Source organism: Rhizobium sp. SRI_017 (assembly GCF_057586295.1).
The window spans coordinates 141,554-160,084 of record NZ_JBYCZP010000015.1 but is presented as its reverse complement, the minus strand read 5'-3'; the positions used below and the strand labels follow the sequence as shown (position 1 = coordinate 160,084).

19 protein-coding genes, 1 tRNA gene and 1 pseudogene are annotated in these 18,531 nt (G+C 61.3%); 13 read left to right on the top strand and 8 right to left on the bottom strand.

All coding sequences use genetic code 11. The features are described from left to right. Positions 1 to 158: 158 nt before the first annotated feature. Positions 159 to 515, top strand: a complete 357-nt coding sequence (locus AC2YI2_RS26815) for a hypothetical protein (RefSeq protein ID WP_487389587.1) — start codon at positions 159 to 161, stop codon at positions 513 to 515. 165 nt (positions 516 to 680) lie between these two features. Here the strand turns inward: AC2YI2_RS26815 and AC2YI2_RS26810 are convergent, their stop codons facing one another. Next, entirely contained in the window at positions 681 to 1,334 is a 654-nt protein-coding gene (locus AC2YI2_RS26810; protein ID WP_487389586.1) for a hypothetical protein, read from the bottom strand. A 111-nt stretch (positions 1,335 to 1,445) separates the two neighbouring features. Here AC2YI2_RS26810 and AC2YI2_RS26805 point away from each other — a divergent pair, with 111 nt between their 5' ends. Beyond that, on the top strand, positions 1,446 to 2,072 hold the full coding sequence (locus AC2YI2_RS26805) for a hypothetical protein (RefSeq protein ID WP_487389585.1): 627 nt from the start codon (positions 1,446 to 1,448) through the stop codon (positions 2,070 to 2,072). A gap of 119 nt (positions 2,073 to 2,191) precedes the next feature. Here the strand turns inward: AC2YI2_RS26805 and AC2YI2_RS26800 are convergent. Beyond that, positions 2,192 to 2,267: transfer RNA gene (locus tag AC2YI2_RS26800), tRNA-Lys, on the bottom strand. A gap of 197 nt (positions 2,268 to 2,464) precedes the next feature. Here AC2YI2_RS26800 and AC2YI2_RS26795 point away from each other — a divergent pair. Together AC2YI2_RS26795 and AC2YI2_RS26790 are read left to right on the top strand one after the other, a co-directional pair. After that, entirely contained in the window at positions 2,465 to 3,217 is a 753-nt protein-coding gene (locus AC2YI2_RS26795) for a cytochrome c biogenesis CcdA family protein (protein WP_487389584.1), read from the top strand. A 111-nt stretch (positions 3,218 to 3,328) separates the two neighbouring features. Further along, entirely contained in the window at positions 3,329 to 4,291 is a 963-nt protein-coding gene (locus tag AC2YI2_RS26790) for an AEC family transporter (RefSeq protein ID WP_487389583.1), read from the top strand. Here AC2YI2_RS26790 and AC2YI2_RS26785 read toward each other — a convergent pair. Together AC2YI2_RS26785 and AC2YI2_RS26780 are read right to left on the bottom strand one after the other, a co-directional pair. Then, positions 4,259 to 5,470 carry a UbiH/UbiF family hydroxylase gene (locus AC2YI2_RS26785; protein WP_487389582.1) on the bottom strand — a complete coding sequence of 404 codons (1,212 nt, stop codon included), beginning with the start codon at positions 5,468 to 5,470 and terminating at the stop codon, positions 4,259 to 4,261. The two genes, AC2YI2_RS26790 and AC2YI2_RS26785, sit on opposite strands and share 33 nt — an antisense overlap. Before the next feature lie 124 nt (positions 5,471 to 5,594). Then, complete coding sequence (locus AC2YI2_RS26780; RefSeq protein ID WP_487389581.1) at positions 5,595 to 6,200, bottom strand: PAS domain-containing protein; 606 nt, start codon at positions 6,198 to 6,200, stop codon at positions 5,595 to 5,597. A gap of 333 nt (positions 6,201 to 6,533) precedes the next feature. Here AC2YI2_RS26780 and AC2YI2_RS26775 point away from each other — a divergent pair, with 333 nt between their 5' ends. Together AC2YI2_RS26775 and AC2YI2_RS26770 are read left to right on the top strand one after the other, a co-directional pair. Further along, positions 6,534 to 7,250 (top strand): rhomboid family intramembrane serine protease, encoded by a 717-nt coding sequence (locus AC2YI2_RS26775; protein WP_487389580.1) that lies wholly within the window; start codon positions 6,534 to 6,536, stop codon positions 7,248 to 7,250. Between the two features lie 129 nt (positions 7,251 to 7,379). Then, entirely contained in the window at positions 7,380 to 7,814 is a 435-nt protein-coding gene (locus AC2YI2_RS26770; protein ID WP_487389579.1) for a CBS domain-containing protein, read from the top strand. Positions 7,815 to 7,838: 24 nt separating this feature from the next. Here AC2YI2_RS26770 and AC2YI2_RS26765 read toward each other — a convergent pair whose 3' ends face one another. The 3 genes from AC2YI2_RS26765 to folE form a co-directional block, all read right to left on the bottom strand. Then, on the bottom strand, positions 7,839 to 8,837 hold the full coding sequence (locus AC2YI2_RS26765; protein ID WP_487389578.1) for a patatin-like phospholipase family protein: 999 nt from the start codon (positions 8,835 to 8,837) through the stop codon (positions 7,839 to 7,841). A gap of 110 nt (positions 8,838 to 8,947) precedes the next feature. Further along, on the bottom strand, positions 8,948 to 9,397 hold the full coding sequence (gene hisI / locus AC2YI2_RS26760; RefSeq protein ID WP_487389577.1) for a phosphoribosyl-AMP cyclohydrolase: 450 nt from the start codon (positions 9,395 to 9,397) through the stop codon (positions 8,948 to 8,950). Further along, positions 9,394 to 10,020, bottom strand: a complete 627-nt coding sequence (gene folE / locus AC2YI2_RS26755) for a GTP cyclohydrolase I FolE (protein ID WP_487389576.1) — start codon at positions 10,018 to 10,020, stop codon at positions 9,394 to 9,396. The genes hisI and folE overlap by 4 nt, the downstream gene beginning before the upstream one ends. A gap of 329 nt (positions 10,021 to 10,349) precedes the next feature. Here folE and AC2YI2_RS26750 point away from each other — a divergent pair, with 329 nt between their 5' ends. The 6 genes and pseudogenes from AC2YI2_RS26750 to AC2YI2_RS26725 all read left to right on the top strand — a co-directional run. After that, positions 10,350 to 10,793 (top strand): iron-sulfur cluster assembly scaffold protein, encoded by a 444-nt coding sequence (locus AC2YI2_RS26750; RefSeq protein WP_487389575.1) that lies wholly within the window; start codon positions 10,350 to 10,352, stop codon positions 10,791 to 10,793. A gap of 8 nt (positions 10,794 to 10,801) precedes the next feature. After that, positions 10,802 to 11,182 (top strand): membrane protein insertion efficiency factor YidD, encoded by a 381-nt coding sequence (yidD, locus tag AC2YI2_RS26745; protein ID WP_487389574.1) that lies wholly within the window; start codon positions 10,802 to 10,804, stop codon positions 11,180 to 11,182. Continuing rightward, positions 11,179 to 11,718: a DUF1697 domain-containing protein gene (locus AC2YI2_RS26740; RefSeq protein WP_487389573.1), complete on the top strand. Its 540-nt coding sequence runs from the start codon at positions 11,179 to 11,181 to the stop codon at positions 11,716 to 11,718. Before yidD ends, AC2YI2_RS26740 begins: the two co-directional genes overlap by 4 nt. Before the next feature lie 101 nt (positions 11,719 to 11,819). Then, positions 11,820 to 13,073: a cyclopropane fatty acid synthase gene (locus AC2YI2_RS26735; RefSeq protein WP_487389572.1), complete on the top strand. Its 1,254-nt coding sequence runs from the start codon at positions 11,820 to 11,822 to the stop codon at positions 13,071 to 13,073. Positions 13,074 to 13,145: 72 nt separating this feature from the next. Beyond that, complete coding sequence (locus AC2YI2_RS26730) at positions 13,146 to 14,369, top strand: adenylate/guanylate cyclase domain-containing protein (RefSeq protein WP_487389571.1); 1,224 nt, start codon at positions 13,146 to 13,148, stop codon at positions 14,367 to 14,369. Between the two features lie 11 nt (positions 14,370 to 14,380). Continuing rightward, positions 14,381 to 14,800, top strand: a pseudogene (locus tag AC2YI2_RS26725) (N-acetyltransferase family protein); the annotation flags it as partial. Between the two features lie 96 nt (positions 14,801 to 14,896). Here the strand turns inward: AC2YI2_RS26725 and AC2YI2_RS26720 are convergent. Next, on the bottom strand, positions 14,897 to 17,320 hold the full coding sequence (locus AC2YI2_RS26720; protein WP_487389570.1) for a putative Ig domain-containing protein: 2,424 nt from the start codon (positions 17,318 to 17,320) through the stop codon (positions 14,897 to 14,899). An 865-nt stretch (positions 17,321 to 18,185) separates the two neighbouring features. Here AC2YI2_RS26720 and AC2YI2_RS26715 point away from each other — a divergent pair. Then, on the top strand, positions 18,186 to 18,527 hold the full coding sequence (locus tag AC2YI2_RS26715) for a hypothetical protein (protein WP_487389569.1): 342 nt from the start codon (positions 18,186 to 18,188) through the stop codon (positions 18,525 to 18,527). Positions 18,528 to 18,531 lie beyond the last annotated feature (4 nt).

Here is an 18,531-nt window from a genome sequence, read left to right as displayed (position 1 = left end):
ACCCCGGATACTGCCGCAAATTAGTTTTCTATAGGGGGAGTCCTCTCATTTTCACCTCGCGTTGATTTGAAAGGGAAATCGGGTTCCAAAATGGCGCAGTGGGGCTCCGCGACCAGTGGGATCACAAGGAAACTCTCGAACCGACGGAAATCGCGAAAATGGACGAATTTGGCCTTGTCGCCCCGGTGCCGCGCGAGTTGCCGAACCTGGTGGGAAAATCCCACCTTTTCCGAAATGCCCGTGGCTTGGCCATTTCGCGGCACCGGAACCGCGCTCATCGGAGCAGCGTTTCAGCCCTGAAACAGGAGGCTAAGATGACCGAATTAGAGCGCAATCACCCCGATCAATCTTCAGTGGATAAGGAGCTGATCGAGCAGGCAGAACAGAGCGCAGATCAGGGGCCGAACTTCGGCACGCCCGGCGCACCCCCGCCGGCTGATAATGAGAAGCTCACCGAGATCGAACAGGGCTTTGAAGACGCAAACGACGGCGAGCGAACTCCCCGGTCGTCATGATCGCCTACTCGGCGTCGCTTGCGGGAGATGCCAATGTCCGCCGCTGTTGCGGGGCGTTCTCCACTGGAACGCCCAAGGCTGCCATCCTTAGAGGTGGCGACCTCGCCACGCTCCTGCGCAGCGTAGTATACGTCCCCCAGGCCTAGAAGGTCATCTCAACGCGGATCATAGGAAACGCTTTACCGTGCGCTTCTGCGATTGCCCTTTTTTGAACCTGAGTTGCGACGTCCGCGCGACATGCTCCCACGCCGTCAAACCGGGGGAGGTAAGCCAAAGATGTTCGCGGCCTTCCGGAAGCTGATATGCTGATTTCCATTCGACAAAGCCACGAATCTTAAGGCGTTCGATGGCGTCGGAACGCACTCCCTTCAGATCAGCAAATCTAACTTTACCACTGATACCCAGCGGAGAAAGCACTCTTAGGGCGGTCTTCTCCGCGGTGCTGAGCGGCGACGCCAGGACGGCGGCGTTCCACTCCTCCCTCTCTTGCTGATGCACTACACGCTGCTCTTCCGGTGACAGGGAAAGATAATGGTTCGCCCTTTCAACCTCACGCGAATCGACGCCGTTCCTCTGACTACGCTCGGGTGGCTCTCCCCCAGTTTCAACGTTGCCATGATCATCTATTGGAAGATCGAGAAGCGCCGCCTCTACTTCAGTTACCAGCCAAAGCTTCCGAGTGTGCCACCGGCGAGGCGGCGGCAGTGCGCCTTCCTCGACCATCTTGTCTATCGAGCTCGTACTCATGCCGATAGAAAGGGCGAGCTCCGCGCGGGTCAGCGCCAGGCGAACGATGGGGCGTCGATCACTTTCTTTCATGCGCGGTCATATGATGGCACGAAAGCTATGTCGATCCGCAATTTTCCAGAGATTTTCCGCGCTGGCTCCGGCACAATTCCGGGTTAGCAACGAGCGCGCCGCGGAGATGTCGTGCGTAAATCGAAGGACGAGATTCGGCAATTGAGCGCGTGGCTCGCCGAGTGGCATGCGCCGGCCGACGTGTTGGCGATCACGGAAGAGGTGGACAGCGACACCTATTTCAATCAACCGCAGGTCAAGCTGCTGCAGGAGGCGTGGATTGCCGCCACGTTCTCTCGCGCCATTGGCGGCGGACAGGTGCGTGTCCTGGTGGATGTCTGGCCTGACATAGAGGTCTGGTTCGACGATCGCATCCTTCGGCTCGAGGTCACGGAAGCAATACGGCCAGGGCGCAAACGCGGGGTGGAATTCAAGCCAGGGCAGGGGATCCGGCATGTACCGGTGGAAGAATGGCGCGCGGAAGCCGAGATGGTACCGGGTATGCTTGGTGATGCGGTCCGAAAAAAGGTCGCGAAGCATTACCCGCAAGGGGCGGATTTGCTGATCTACTTGGGCACTTCCAGCTACGGCCTACTTCATAAAGAGAACCGGCTGCAACTCGCAGGCGCGACCACCGAGGCTGCCGAGCAGTTTCCGTCAGTGTGGGTGCTCTGGACCGACAAAGCTTATTTGGTATGGCGCGATGGAACAGCTTGGGGCGGCGGTACGCCTGGCGAACCGTTTCTGGCGAGTCGATAGAGCGGCGTAGCGATTGCAATAAAAGCCGCAGAATTGGAACCCTGGCGGAACCCTGAGTGAAGAATTTCCAAGGCGATGAGTATTGCGTTCCCGTATCATACTGAAAATATTGATTTTTTTGGTGAGAGCGATGGGATTCGAACCCATGACCTACTGATTAAAAGTCAGTTGCTCTACCGGCTGAGCTACGCTCTCCCATGACGGGAAATGGCGGTTGAACCGCCTCCGGAAACGCGGCGATACATAGGGAAGTGGGCATGCAGGGTCAACCCTCAAAAGCGGGACGCCGCGAATAAATGCGGCATATCCACGCCTCAAGAAAAGGTGACTGGCCTAGTCGCGGGCGCTTGGATATGGCATGCGATCGAAAAGCTTGGTTCGAGGGGCACAGATTGGCAGTCGCGGAGGTTTCCTATCTGAGTGCGTTGAGCGCCGGCGCCCTCTCGTTCCTGTCGCCTTGCGTGCTGCCGCTGGTGCCACCCTATCTCTGTTACATGGCCGGCGTCTCCGTCGAGGAATTCCGCAATCCCGATGCGGCGGCGAATGCCGGCGTCGCGTCGCGGCGCGCGGTGCTTTTCTCGTCGTTTTTCTTCACGCTCGGATTTGCCACCGTCTTCATCGCGCTCGGCGCATCCGCCACCTCGATCGGCATGCTGCTCCGGACGCATCTCGACATCCTCGCCCAGATCGGTGGCGCGATCATCATCGTGATGGGGCTCAATTTCCTCGGCGTGATCCGCATTCCACTGCTGTCGCGCGAGGCGCGCTTCCAGGGCACGGGACAACCGGCAACGCTGACGGGTGCCTACGTCATGGGCCTCGCCTTCGCCTTCGGCTGGACGCCGTGCATCGGGCCGATTCTCGGCGCCATCCTGGCGGTCGCCGCTTCGCAGCAGACGGTCGGGCAGGGGGCTTCGCTGCTCGGCGTCTATTCGCTGGGCTTGGCCGTGCCCTTCTGGCTCGCAGCGAGCTTCTCCGGGGCTTTCACAGCCTTTCTCTCGCGGTTCCGCCGCCATCTCGGCGTGATGGAAAAGATCATCGGCGCGCTGCTCGTGCTGACCGGGCTCGCCTTCATCTTCGGCTATGTCAGCGATGTTGCGATCTGGTTTCAGCAGACGTTCCCGATTCTGATGAAGATCGGTTAATCTTCTCGGAAAAATTCGCTGTTTCGAACGTTTGGTGCGGGTGGGGCGCTTGCGCCCGGAAATCACTCCACGTAGTTGGACAGTCGTCCAGCGAAACTGCAAAAGCATGCCATGGCCGAAATCTCCTCCCTCGTCCTTCCGTTTTTCGGGCTCATCCTGCTCGGCTATGTCGCGGCACGCTGGCGGAAGCTGGACGAACAGGCACTCGGCTGGCTCAATATCTTCATCATCTACATCGCGCTGCCGGCCTTGTTCTTCAAGATCATCGGCAAGACACCGCTCGAGGAGCTGGCACGCTTCGATTTCATCCTCACGAGCCTGGCCGCGACCTATACGATTTTCGCGATGGTCTTCGCGCTCGGCCGCTTTGGTACGCGCAGCACAATTGGCGAGGCGACGGTGCAGGGGTTGGCCGGCGCTTATGGCAATATCGGTTATCTCGGGCCGGGCATTGCGCTCGCCGCGTTTGGCGAGGCTGCGGCTTTGCCGCTCGCCCTGATCTTCGCCTTCGAGAACCTGGTGCATTTTTCCGTCGCGCCGGCCTTCATGGCTTTCGATGGCCGCGACAGCCGGCGCCCCCTGGTGCTGGCGCGCGATGTGGCGGTGAAGATCGCGACCCATCCGTTCATCATCGCAACGGCTGCCGGTTTCCTCGCCGCCGGCACCGGCTTCAAGCCGCCGCTGGTGCTGCAGACGATGATCGACAATCTGGCGCAGGCGGCCGCGCCCTGCGCGCTCTTCGCCATGGGGGTGACGCTCGCGCTCAGGCCGCTCAAGCGCGTTCCGGTCGAGATCCCCTATATCGTGCCGGCCAAGCTGATCGTGCTGCCGATCCTGATGTATGTCTACCTGAGCCTGACCGGCCACTATCCCGATGTCTGGGTCGCCACAGCACTTCTGCTCGCGGCTTTGCCCACGGCGACCAATGTCTTCGTCATCGCCCAGCAATATTCCACCTGGCAGGAGCGGGCTTCCGCAACCGTGCTGATCACGACGGTGATTTCGGTCGTCACCGTCTCAGGGCTGCTCTATCTCATCAAGTCAGGCGCGTTTCCGACGGATCTCTTCCCTTAGGAACTGCGGGAAAAGCCTGAAGCCGCGGCCCGGCGCCACGCCCTCGTTCATCGCGAGATAGCGGAGCGGCGGGATGGCCGAGAGCATGTGAAGGCCGGCGGCGCGCAGCATCTGCACCGGTAGGAAGCCCGACAGCAGCGAGCGGTTGACCAGGTCGATCGCCGCCGTGCGGCTGACGACATCGACGCGCCTGCGCCGGTCATAGGCCTCGCCGATCGCGAGACTGCCATTCGCTGCCCGTGCCGCTGTCGCAAGTTCAAGCGCCGTCTCGATGTCCCGCAGACTGAGATTGAGGCCCTGTGCCCCGATCGGCGGGAAGACATGCGCCGCCTCGCCGATCAGCGCGACCCGGCCGATTCCAAACCGGCGCGCCGTCATGGCCGAAAGCGGCCAGGCCTGGGGCGCGCCCTCCACGGTGATCTTGCCGAGCATGGATTGCATCTGGTCCTCCACCCTTCGGTTGAGCGTCTCCGCCGGCAGCTGCAGGATGTCGACCGCCTGTTCCGGTGTCACCACCCAGACGAGGCTCGAGCGATTGCCGGGGAGCGGCACCTGCGTGAAGGGACCGGTACGGTTATGGAATTCAGTCGAGACGCCGGCATGCGGGCGCTCATGGGCGAAATTGAGCACGACCGCGGTCTGCGGATAATTTCTGCTGTCGACGGCGATTCCGGCCGTTTCCCGTATCAGCGACTTGCGGCCATCAGCCGCGATCACGAGGCCGGCTTCGATCTCGGACCCGTCGGCGAGGATGAGGCGCGCACTCTCGCCCTGCAGCTCCGCCCGTGCGACGCTGGTCGAGATCTTTCTGACATTGGGCAGCGTCGCAAGCTCATCGCCCAGAATGGACAGGAACGGGGCATTGGGAATGTTGTAGCCGAAGGCGTCGAGCCCGATCTCGGCGGCGCGGAAATTCACCGTCGGCGCATGCAGCAGTCGTCCGGTCGCATCGATGATCTGCATCGTTGCAAGCGGTGCCGTCGCAGGCCGCACCTTTTCCCAGAGGCCAAGCGTGCCAAGAAAGGTGATCGACTGGTCCATCAGTGCGGTCGTGCGCTGGTCGAAGCGTCCATCATCAGGGGTGATCAGGACAGTGTCGAAGCCTTGCCGCGCAAAGGCCAGCGCCGCGATCCGGCCGGCAAGGCCGCCACCGACAATCGCGATCTCATGTTGCGTCATGGTGGAAATCCCTTTTGGTGCAGTCATTTCGCCCGATGATAGAGATTTTCCTCAAGCCTTTCAAATGCAGTGCGCCGGCCGCGACGATCTGTCAGCGGGCCGGCGGCGGGGCCGGGCGGCGAAATCAGTCTCGGCGGCCGCCCTCGAAGACACGCAGATGAGAAGCGCGGTTGAGGAACTGGCCGAAGCCGACGGTTGCGACGCTGTGTGCCGCGGGCGACCCGGCAAGCACGCGCGGCGTTTCGACCGGCACGAAAGCCAGATCCGCCGGCTCCAGCTGCCTGATAAAGCCTTCGATAAGCGGGGTGTTTTCAAGCGTCACCAGGGACCCGAAGATGCGGTCGCAGTGATCGACGCGCGAGAACAACGGCAGCATCAACATTTCCAGTGACAGCGCGTTGCCGTCGTCGTCGATCGCGGTCACAGCGATCTCGAGTGCCGACTGGTTGGCGATGACGGCATCCGCAGCGAGGCGCATGCGGTGGCGGACCGCGGCATCCCAGATATCCATAAAGGCACGATCGCGCATCTCCCGTCCCAGTATGAGACAGACGCGTGTGCCGCCCAGCCGAAATCGGACGATTCCATCCCGGCCCTTTTCCAGGATGAAGAGATCCGGCAGCACCGATTTGAGAGCCGCAGGATCGATCTCGCTACGCAACGGGGCGGTTCTGTCGCCCCGTAACCCGTTGAAATACTGGAAAACCGTTTCAGTGGTCTTGTGTTGCATTAGCGTATTCCTGTCCTTCGATCCCCTGGGGGATCTGGGCGGATCATGGCTGATTCCAGTGCCGCTTGTTTTTGAAGCTGCGAATTCCATGCCATTTGGGTTGGTTAACCACGGCTCCCGACAATTAACGTTAACAGTTGGTTTCCGTTGCGTGCGCCGGGTAGCGGTGGCACAAATGTCCGATCGGAGTATCGTCCATCAGCACACTTCGATTTGACAGAAGAGATCTCCACGTCTCCTAGTCGCGCCGTCCCGCAGAAATGCTGGGCGGCGTCTTTTTTGTTGCCGGGTCATGGGCTAAGACGTGCCGCTGATGGACCGGAGACACAGGCTTTGACGCAAGCAGAAAGCAAGACGGACCGCCAAGGCGGCCTGCCGCCGCAGCGCGAGCCGATCTTCAACATACCAGGCGTCCTGTTGGTCTATGTCGCGATCCTGGCTGTCATCGAAGCCATCCGGGCGTATATCCTGACTCCCGATCTTGATGAATGGCTCGTTTCCGTTGCCGCCTTCATTCCCGCGCGTTACCTCCATCCGATCGGCGACCAGAGCGCACTCGGCTATTTCCTTGGCCCCGTGGGCTACTCCTTCCTTCACGGCGGCTGGGCGCATCTCGGATCGAACGCACTCTTCCTGGTGATTTTCGCGACGCCGTTGACCGCGAGAATTGGGGCGCTGCGCTTCACCGTGCTGTGGATCACGTCAGCTATAGCCAGCGCCTTCTTCCTGGCAGTGCTCACCGCCTTCGAGGTCAGCTTCCTCGTCGGCGCGTCCGGCGTGGTTTCGGCCATGGCGGGGGCAAGCTGCCGCTTCGTGGTGCCGTTGCTCGGCTCGCGGCGCATCACCGCCGCTCGTTACGCGCCGCGCCTCGGCATGATCGAGGCACTTACTCAGCGGTCCGTCGTGGTCTTCGTTGCGATCTGGCTGCTGTTCAACGTGGTGATCGCCGGAGTCGACCCGTCCAGCAATGTCGCCTGGCAAGCGCATCTGGGCGGATTCCTGTTCGGCTATCTGACATTCGGGCTCTTCGACCCGCCGCTTCGCCGTTGATACGGCCGGCATTAATATAAGCGATCACTTCTTCTTGCATTCGCCGTTTTTCGAGAGCACCATACATTCGTCGGCTGCTGTACCGGGCCGGACGGGCCGACATGCTCTACATCCACGACCACAGAGGAGATGTGCATGCATGTGAAGGCAATTCTCGATGAAAAGGGACGTAACGTCCTGACGATCAGGCCGGACGCCACGCTGCAGGACGCCGCCCGCACGCTGAATGAAAACAGGATCGGTGCGCTCGTCGTTCTCGGCTTGAATGAGCAGATCAAGGGAATTCTCTCCGAACGCGATATCATCAATGCCGTCGCAAAAGGCGGTGCTGATGCTCTCGGCAAGACGGTTTCGACGGTGATGACATCGAATGTTCATCGCTGTGGGGAGGATACAACCCTCGATGCTCTGATGTCGCTGATGAGCGAGAAGCGGTGCCGCCATATTCCCGTGGAACTAAATGGCAAGCTTGCCGGGATGGTTTCGATCGGCGACGTTGTGAAGGCACGCATCCGCGAGATCGAATTCGAGGCTGAAGAGATCAAGGCCTATATCGCAGGCTGACCCTGTCGGCTCATGCAGGACCCGCTACCAGCCGGCCCTGACGGCGTCCTGCATGCGCTTGATTTCTCCGATTTTGGCCTTTGCCTCTTCGTAGCCGCGTTCGATCGCCTCGGCAGCACGGTGAAATTCCGAAAGACCGATATCAGATAGCCGGGGCTGCAATGCCAGGTCCGGTGGATCGCCTGCCAGGCGTGCACGTGAAATACGATCCTGAATGATGTTGAAGGCTTCGACCATCACGCCCGTCAGCCCCATATGGTTGGATTTGCCGAGATCGCTCTGGCTTTCGAGCTGCCTTTCGAGCGGCGTCTGCCGGCTTGCCACATGCTTGACCACGGCAGATCGACCATAGAGATCGTAGTGCAGGTTGACGGCGACGACGAGCGGCTGCTCGTAGGAACGGCAGACCGACACCGGCACGGGGTTGACGAGAGCGCCATCCACCAGAAGCCGATTGCCGCATTGTATCGGTTCGAAAATGCCCGGCAGGGCGTAGGAGGCGCGAATCGCGGTGATGAGGTTGCCAGAGTCGATCCAGACTTCATGGCCGGTACGAATCTCCGTCGCAACCGCCACGAACCTGCGGTCGAGATCCTCTATGTCGAGTCCCTCCAGGTGCTCCTGCATGCGCTTGGTGAGGCGCATACCGGCGAAGAGGCCGCCGCCGCCGATCGTGAAGTCGAGCAACGCCGCCATGCGGCGCATCGTCAGCGACCGGGCGAAACTTTCGAGTTCCTCGAGCTTGCCAGCAAGATAACAGCCTCCCACCAGTGCGCCGATCGAGGTGCCGGCGATCATGCCGACTTCGATACCCTCTTCGTCGAGAGCCTTCAGCACACCGATGTGAGCCCAGCCGCGTGCGGCGCCGCCGCCGAGGGCGAGGGCGAGTTTGGGTTTAGGGAGCTTTGGCTGGGTCACGATGTTGGTGTCTGCGGGCTGACCAGGTGTTCCTGCGACTGTCGAGACCCCGTTTTCCAACGAAGGGGCCTGCTCGGTCAAGCGGGTAAAATTCCAGTTCAGCATGCTACGAAATCCTGTCTCAGCTGGATAACGTTTATGGGTCTCTATTGATGCACAGCGACGTTAAAAAAAGTAAAACACGATGGGCTATTGGGCAGAATTAAGGCAGATGCCTATTTGCTGTAGACTTCCAAGGGGTCGAAATGTTTATGATCATCCACCGATTTTAGTTGCGTTGCACCATTTTCTACTTGCACTGCACGATAAAAACAGGAGCGGCGGCCGGTGTGGCATGTTGCAGCGTGTCCGGCGACCTCGACCCTGAGCAGGATTGCATCCTGGTCGCAATCGGTCAGGATTTCCGTGACGGTCTGGAGATTGCCCGAGCTCTCGCCCTTCTTCCAGATCGACTTTCGTGAACGGCTCCAGTAATGCGCAATGCCTGTCTCCAGCGTCAGCGAGAGCGCCTCGGCATTCATGTGGGCAAGCATCAGAATAGCGCCGTCCCCGGCATCGGTGACGACGGCCGCGATCAGCCCATGTGCATCGAATTTCGGCGAAAAGGCCGCGCCCTCTTCGAGCGCGGCCTTATCACTGGACGGTTCTGGAAAGGCGATCGTCATGCGGGATAGTGGTAGCCGCGCAGCATAGACATGAAGCGCGCCTGTTCTCGTGGATCATGCTTGAAGGTGCCGGTGAAGGTCGTTGTCATCGTCGACGAGCCGATCTTCTGCACGCCGCGCATCGCCATGCACATGTGATCGGCCTCGATCAGCACCGCGACGCCCTTGGGCTGCAGGATCTCATCGATGGCATTGGCGATCTGTGCCGTCATCGTCTCCTGCGTCTGGAGCCGGCGGGCAAAGATGTCGATCGTGCGGGCGATCTTGGAAAGCCCCAACACGCGGCCATCGGGCAGATAGGCGACATGCGCCTTGCCGATGATCGGCACCATGTGGTGCTCACAGTGCGAGAAGAACGGGATATCCTTGACGAAAACGATGTCGTCGTAGCCCGCTACTTCTTCGAAAGTGCGGCCGAGAGCCTCTTCAGGATCCTGCTCGTAACCTCCATAAAGCTCGGCATAGGATTTTACCACGCGGCGCGGCGTGTCACGAAGACCCTCGCGGTCAGGATCATCACCGATATAGCGCAGAAGCGTGCGAACCGCTTCCTCAGCCTCTTTCTGGCTGGGGCGTTTCACACTCGCGTCATCGCGCTGGAACTGCTTGACTACGGCATCCATTCAATGGCCTCTCTGTCTCCGGCCCCGTGGACCGGAAGTACAAGAATCGGACGACTCGCCGCTGGCCATTCACCTGTCCCTGCAGGCATGGGTTCCGTTGGCGGGTTCCGGGGCATCGGCTCCGTCGTCTCAGTGACGGGTGCCTCCGCACGGTTTCCCAAACAACAGGCAACGCGTTTGCACTTGCAATACTGTCACCCCATCGCGACATAACATATAGGAAGGCCAAGAGGCTGGCAAAGGGTGGCCTTGATGTTTTTCCGTGATACGTGGAAAATCATACCCGGCTCGCCTGAGCCCATGGAATTTTACGGTGGCCGGACATAGTGATGGACGATATCTACAATTCGAAAATCCTTGAATTTGCGGGCAATATTCCGCTGACCGGCACGCTCGAGGCTGCCGATGCCTATGCGCAGGCGCATTCCAAATTGTGCGGCTCGCGGGTGAAGGTCTGGCTCACCATGGATGGCGACACGGTCGATGGCTTTTCCCATGAGGTGAAGGCCTGCGCACTCGGCCAGGCCTCGAGCTCGATCATGGCCCGCCATGTCATCGGCGCCACTGCGTCCGAACTCCGCCGGGCCAAGGCCGACATGCTTGCCATGCTCAAGGACGGCGGCGAGGGGCCTTCCGGGCGCTTCGAGGACATGCGCTACCTGCTCCCTGTCCGCGACTACAGAGCCCGCCACGCTTCGACCATGCTCACCTTCGATGCCGTGGTCGACTGTCTCGACCAGATCGAGGCCAAGCGCATGGCGGAAGCGGGGTGAGGGGCGGCATGTGCCAATCCCCCGACTGCTCCCACCAAAAGCCCCGCCTTGATGGCTATACCGGACCGACTCGCAACTGGTCCGGACCCTTCCCCAAGACGCCGCCGCGCCTCCTTGGCATGGGGCTCATCCGCCTTTACCAGGTCACCCTGTCCAGCCTGATCGGCAATAGCTGCCGCCACACGCCGACCTGTTCTGAATATGGCTACGAAGCGGTCGCCCGCCACGGCCTCTGGCCGGGCTTCTGGATGGTGCTCTTCCGTTTCGTGCGCTGCGGCCCGGGCGGCACATGGGGCTTCGATCCCGTGCCAGACAGGCTGGCATCTGAATTCCATTGGTACATGCCGTGGCGCTACTGGCGCGTCTCCAAGGCGGAGCGGGCGACGTGAGTGGCTATGTCGCGCTGCTCTATTCGATCGTTATCGATGCCAAGCGTCGCGTCGTGATGTCGGACCTCAGGTCGATCGCCGAAGGACTTGGTTACAAGAACGTCCGTACGCTGGTCTCGACTGGCAACCTGATCTTCGAGGCCGACAGAACCGCCGTTTCCTCGATCGAAAGCAAGCTGGAAAAGGCCTTCGCGGATTTCCACGGCAAGCATGTCGACATCATCGTCAAGACATCCGCCGACTGGAAACGCCTCGTCGCCGCCAATCCCTTCCTCACCGAGGCCGAAGCCGAGCCCGACCGCGTCGGCATCCGCATCATGCGCGATCCGCTCCGCCCCGACCTCGCCGACTTCCTCCGCCCCTACCAGACCGATGGCGAACGCGTCGCGATCGTCGATGGCCATGTCTGGGTGCATTATCCCGGCCAGATCAGCCTGTCGAAACTCGCCGGACAGCTGACGCCGAAGCGCATGGGCGGGGTGGGCACGGCGCGCAACTGGAACACGGTGAAGCGGCTCGGCGAGATGCTCGGCTGAGCCGCGTTCCGCATCCGGCCGATTATTGCCTGCCCCAAGGGTTGCCCCTTCATCCGAACCCGCTAAAGTCCGGGCGGGATTTGAGAAACGGGCGAGGGCGCATGGCATCCGGCATCGAAGACTTTTGCGGCAAGATCGTACAGAAGGGCGTGCTCAAACTCGTCCGCGCCTCGGGTACGTCGGTCACCTATGGCGATGGCTCCGAATCCGAGATCGTGCTGCGCTTCACCGACCCGGAAGCCGAGACGGCGGTGGCGACCGACCCCGCGCTCGCGCTCGGCGAGATGTTCATGCAAGGCCGCATGGTGCTCGAAGCGGGCAATATCTTCGACCTGCTCTCGCTCTTCGCCCGCAACGGCATCCGCAAGGCCGCGACTCCGCGCATGATCGCGCAGGGAATCTGGCGCATCCTCGTCAACCAGGCCGAGAACCGTCTGCCCATCAATCGTAACAAGCAGAACGTCTCCCATCACTACGACCTGAGCGCCAAGCTCTTCGACCTCTTTCTCGACAGCGACTGGCAATATAGCTGCGCCTATTTCGAGCCCCGCGACATCAGCCTCGATGCCGCCCAGCTCGCCAAGAAGCGCCATATCGCCGCAAAACTGCTGCTCGAAGAGGGCAACCGCGTGCTGGAGATCGGCTCGGGCTGGGGCGGCATGGCGATGTATCTCGCCGAGAGTTCCGGCGTTGACGTGACAGGGATCACGCTGTCGGAAGAACAGCTCAAGGTGTCGCGCGACCGGGCGACCCGCCGGGGGCTCGCCGACAAAGTCCGCTTCGAACTCCAGGACTACCGCGACCTCAAGGGCCAGTATGACCGCATCGTCTCGGTCGGCATGTTCGAGCATGTCGGCGTGTCGAACTACCGGTTCTTCTTCAAGAAGGTGGCAAAAGTCCTCGACAAGCAGGGCGTGATGCTGCTCCACACCATCGCCCGCACCAAGCCGAACTACGCCACCAACCCCTTCATCGAAAAATACATTTTCCCCGGCGGCTATATCCCGTCGATCGCCGAGGTCATGCCGGCGGTCGAAAAGGCGGGCCTGCTGATCAAGGACATCGAGGTCCTGCCAATGCATTATGCCTGGACGCTGCGGGCCTGGCGCGAGCGCTTCGTTGCCCGCCGCGCCGACGCCGTCGCGCTCTATGACGAGAATTTCTTCCGCATGTGGGAGTTCTATCTCGCAGCGTCGGAAGTCGCCTTCCGCCACGACCGCCTGTTCATCCTCCAGCTCCAGATTGCCCGCCATCAGGACCGCGTGCCTTTCGACCGCAACTACATTGCCGAGGCGGAGGAAAAGCTTAGGGCATTCGAGGCCGGCCGGCCGGAGATGGAGCCGGTGCAGTTCTGACACGCGGCTCGATCGACCACGTTATTGACGCTGTCATGGAAACCGCGCAATCTTCGCCTCCGGGGGTGCAGATTGGGATATTTTCCGAACCTTCGTTATGGCACCGGGCGCTATCCGGAAAAGATCGCGCGCCGTCTTCGCGTGGTCAACATCACGGCCTGGCTGGTTGCCTTTGGCGAAGCGATGTTCGCGATCAAGCGGCCGACCGATCCCGACAGGTTCACGATCCTGATCGCCATCTGCACCGCACTGGTGCCGTTGCTGCATCGCTTTGGACCAGTTGCGGCGCCGGTCGCGCTGATCCTCCTCGTCTATGTGCAGGCGACTCGCATCGTGCTGACCGTCGGAACCGGGGATGGAGTCTCGCTTGGCTTCCTGCTGGTGGCTCCGGTCAGCATATTCGTCCTTGGCGTCGAGCGGACCTGGGTCGCGGCACTGCTGGCCATCCTCGGCGCCATCCTCGCGATCTACCTCAACGTTACCATGCCCTACAGCACCGGCGACCTTCCGCTTGAGGCGCTGCAGATCAATTTCACACTGAACGTCGTGTTGAATATGGCGACCGCTTTCGCGGTCGTCTTCTATGTCGCGCGACAGGCGGCTCGCGCGGAGGCCCTGGTCGAGCGCGAACGCGACCGCTCGGACACGCTGCTGGCCAACATCCTGCCGCCCGCCATCGCCGAGCGGCTCAAGGACCGGGCCGGCGAAGCCGAGATCGCCGACGCCTATCCCGAAGCTACCGTGCTGTTCATCGACATGGCCGGCTTCACTGCGCTGACCGGCGCCACCACACCAGACCGGCTCGTCCGCTTCCTCAACGAGGTCTACAACCGCTTCGACGCACTGGTGGAGCGCTACGGCCTGGAGAAGATCAAGACCTCGGGCGACGCCTACATGGTCGTCGGCGGTGTCCCCGAGCCGCTTGCCGACCATGCTGCGCAGGTCGCCGATTTCGCGCTGGCGGCCCGCGATGCCATGGCCGGCATTGCCGATCCGCTCGGCCGACCGATGCCCGTGCGCGTTGGCATAGCAACAGGCCCCGTGGTCGCCGGCGTCGTCGGAAAGCGCAAATTCTTCTACGATGTCTGGGGCGATGCGGTAAACACGGCCTCGCGGATGGAATCGACGGGCGAGATCGGCCATATCCAGGTTTCACCGACGACCCATGCGCTGCTGGTTGATCGTTTCGATTTCACCGAGCGCGGCCTGATCGAGGTGAAAGGCAAGGGGCCGATGCGCACCTGGTTCCTGGTCGGGCGCAAAGGCACCGACAAAAGCCCTTCAACTCCTGTTTGAGGACAGACCGAATGCTGATCCGAAAGGCTGCCCCTTCAGACGCCGCCGAACTCGCCGGGCTCCTCAACGAGATCATCCGCGCCGGCGGCACGACGGCCCTGGAGACGGAGCTGGCCGCAGACGAATTCGACGACTGGTTCATATCCGGCCAGTATGCGCTCGTATGCCACGTCGCCGAAGTCAGCGGGAAACTCTTCGGCTTCCAGTCGCTCAGCCTGTTCGGCGATCCGCCGCCGGGCTGGGTCGATATTGCCACCTTCGCCCGCTTGGCACCGCGGATGAAGGGCGTCGGCACCGCACTTTTCCCGGCCACGCGAAAGGTGGCCGAGGGCCTCGGTCTCAAGGCCATCAACGCCACCATCCGCGCCGACAATGTCAACGGCCTGGCCTATTACGAGAAGATGGGGTTCGAAACCTATCACCGGGTCGAGTAGGTGCCGCTGAGCCATGGGGCATTGGTGGATAGGATCAAGAAGCGGTATGCGATTGCCCGATGATCGACGAGCCGTGACGCCAGATCGTCCGCATCAGAACAAAAAACAATCCTTGCTGAGATCATCGACGTCGACGCCCTTGAGGACCAGCAGCGAGCCGTCGTTGGCCGTGATGACGAGGTCCTTGCCGGTATCCTCGACATGGTGCTTGATCAGGTCCCTGAAGTTCTTGATCCCCACCGCGCCCGAGAGGTCGATGATGTCGCCTTCGGTGGGGTCGAAATCGGTGATCGTGTCGCGGCCATAGCCCTTGCCGAACATGAAGGTGTCGGCGCCGTCGCCGCCGGTCAGGCGGTCATTGCCGGCCTTGCCGTCGAGAAGCTCGTCACCGTCGCCTCCTTCGAGGATGTTGTTGCCCTTGCCGCCGATCACGGTGTCGTCGATGTCGGTGATGGCGATGGTGAGGGTCTGGTCCGTGGTGGCGCCGGCCGCATCGGTGGCGCGGATGGTGATCGAATAGGACTGCTTGTCCTCGAAGTCGAGCTTGGCATCCTCGGCGACGACCAGTTGGTTGCCGACCAAGGCAAACCGGTTGCCGGCGCTGCTCACAAGCGAGAGTGTAGCAGTGTCGCTCGCGTCGGGGTCGGTGACCAATAGGTTGCCGATGACCGTACCGGCGGCGGAATTTTCGGCGATCGTGCTGGCTGAGAGCGCGACAGCGGTTGGGGCGTCGTTGGTGTTGGCGACGGTGATCGTGAACTCGTCCGAGGCGGTGCCGGTGATGCCATCGGCAGCCGTGACCCTGACGGTGATGGCGCCGACATTGGCGTTGAGGGGCGTGCCGGAGAAGGTGCGTGTCGTGGCATTGAAACTGAGCCAGGAGGGCAGGGCGCTGCCATTGGCCAGCGTCGCACTGTAGGTCAGCGTATCGCCGTTCGCATCGGTGAAGGTGCCTGATGGCACCACGAAACTGAAAGCGGTGTCTTCCTTGGCGGACTGGTCGGAGATCGCACTCGTGACCACAGGCGACGCGGGGGCAGCGATGCCGCGGACCTCGATAGTGGCCTGGCTTGCAAGCGACTTGGCGCCTGTAAGGCTGGGCAGGCTGAGGAGGGATGCATCGGACAGCGGTCCGGAAATCGTGCCGCCGTTCAAGGACAGGGCCGAGGTCGATGCGAAATTGAGGTCCGAGGCCGTGTCGCCGGACTGGACGGTGTAGCGGAAGGTCAGCGTGTTCGTGCCCGATCCGCTGACATAGGAGGCCTCGCGATCCGTCGTGCCGGTCTCGAGCAGCAGAGTCGGCGTGCCACTCACCGTGACGATCTGGTCGAACTTGACCGTTACATTGATGGTCTGGCCGAGCCAATAGATGCCGTCAGCCGAACTTGAATCGACGCTGACTGCCTGTGTGTAATATTCGTAGGCGCCGATGTCGCCTGCGGTCGTGCCGAGTCCGGGGACGTCGTTGGCCGGCAGAAGGCGCGCATCGTCCCTGGCCCCGCCGGTGTCGATCGCCGGATTGGACGCGACGGGATCCAGCGCGATCGTTTGGACCGGGCCGCCATTGTCGGCCAGAACGGGTGTGTTGGTGCCGAAGACTTCCAGCAGCGTCGCGGTCGCCGCGCCGCTCATATTCGGGTCGTCATCGAGGAGGTTCAACCCGGTGAACCACAATGTGAAGCCCGCCACACCACTGAACGAGTCTGCGAAGGCGATGCCTGTATTACCCAGGACGAGGGAGTTATCGACAAGGTAATTGTGGGCGGCAAAAACGCTGCCAGACGAAGCGTGACCGATGACGGTGGCATCATTCAGTTCGACGTAGGAAGTGGCAAATGCGGCATCGCCCATGGATGTCGCAGCGTTCTGATAGAAGGTCGTGTTGTTGGCGGTCACCATGAACGCCCATAATGCTCCACCGTCGCCGCCGGACACGTTTTCTGCAAAAGTCGAGGCATATGTGGTCAACAAGTTTGCCCGTATCGCACCGCCATCGCCGGCTGCCGAGTTGTTCGTGAAATACGAGTTTCTAATCGGTATGTCGCTCGTGCTGTAGATCGCGCCGCCGTTGCCGAACGTCGCGGTGTTGCCGGAAAATGTGGAATCCTCAACCACGAGGTCCTGGCAGTAAATGGCGCCGCCGTTTTGAGCGACATTGTCCTTGAATTCGGAATTGACGATCCCCAGAAAGCCTGTCGCGGAGATCGCACCGCCGGCCGTTGCTGACCCGTCTGTCATGACCAGCCCGTCGATAATGAGCTGCGCGCTGGCATCCATGATCTGCGTGTTCCCGCCGCCGTCGAGCGTGATGTCGGCCGCGTTGTCGTCGTCGATATCGCCAACGATTGTCAGACCGTCCGTGACGCCAAGGACGCTCGATAGATTGATCGTTCCGCCGGCGAGGCTCTCGTCGAAGGTGATTGTATCGGCACCGCCGTTGGCGTTTGCGAGGGCAATGGCGTCGCGCAGCGAGCCGGTGCCGCTGTCGGCGAGGGTGGTGACGGTAAAGGTGGCCATGGCAATGCTCCATCAATAAATTCGGTCGGCGGCTGGCGCCTGCTGTCAGGGGTCAAGTCTTCACCTTCGCCCGCGAGGCGCCTTAGCGCGATCCCGGGTGTGACGTTGAACAGCCGTATGACTTTGAGTTCGACCGCAAAATATGTGGAATTTTTTCAACTGAATAGGGAGGTGCTTTGACTATTTCTGGTGCAATTTGCGGTTGAATTGCGAGGCGCCGCAGTGGGAGCCACCCCAGGAAATCCGAAGCACAAGCTCAGAACGCGAAGCAATCCTTGCTCAGATATCCAGCGACTTCCGACTCTTACGGGAAGGTGTGAGGGCCACGAAATGTGTTAAGGCGGCGCTGGCCGGCCTATACCACATTTTCGAGTGGCGGGGAAAATTTCTTGTATCCGTTCATTTTTTCTTTCGTGTTATCAATTGCTTATAATTTTTCTCGCTTCATTTTCATCCCCGCCCTCCCGACCCATGCCATCATGCCCCCGTTCCCGCCACGGAGTGTATCGCAAGACGTTCGGTACGGGTGGGAGCGGGCGCCTTCAGCTGGTCCGTAACGTGCGGCGCCGGGTGAGGGAGGTGCGGGACGCTTCGGCGGGACAAAACCCGTCGTCGAATGTCTCCCCCGGTGGCATGCCCCGCCGCCGGTTTGGGTCCTCCATGCAAGCGAAGGCAAACCTTCGTGCAGCGAGACGGGACCGCACCTGAAGGAAGCGCGGGCCGCTTCCGAAGAACGCCCAAGGTTCGCGCGAAGGCGGAGCCACTTTACCCCATACCTTGAGGCGACGCCTTCGTGCGGACTCTCCGGAACCCATTCAGCCAAACCCCGGCGGGTTTTCCCGCGCGGCAACGAAGAGGCGTGCCCATGAACCAGTCGAAACGCGAAAAGCCCCTGCCGCCCATGTTCATGACGCGGGAGGTCTTGGAGGCCTACGAAAACGGCACGGAGGAGGAATTCATCGAACTCTTCCAGCCACAGATTCGCTATATCTGCACGCGCCTGGATTGCTGGCGCCATTGCCGCCTGCCGCGCTGCCGCCGCAGCCGTCGTTGTACCGGCAGCCACAAGCCCAGGACCTTTCACCCCACCTTCCCGCCTTGCATTTCGAGCAACGAACTGCATCAGGCGTGGCTATTGGAGCACAGGGTCTATATCGGGGAGGTGGAGGCGGCCTATGCGGATGCCGGCGACGAGAAGGGCGCCTGAGCCA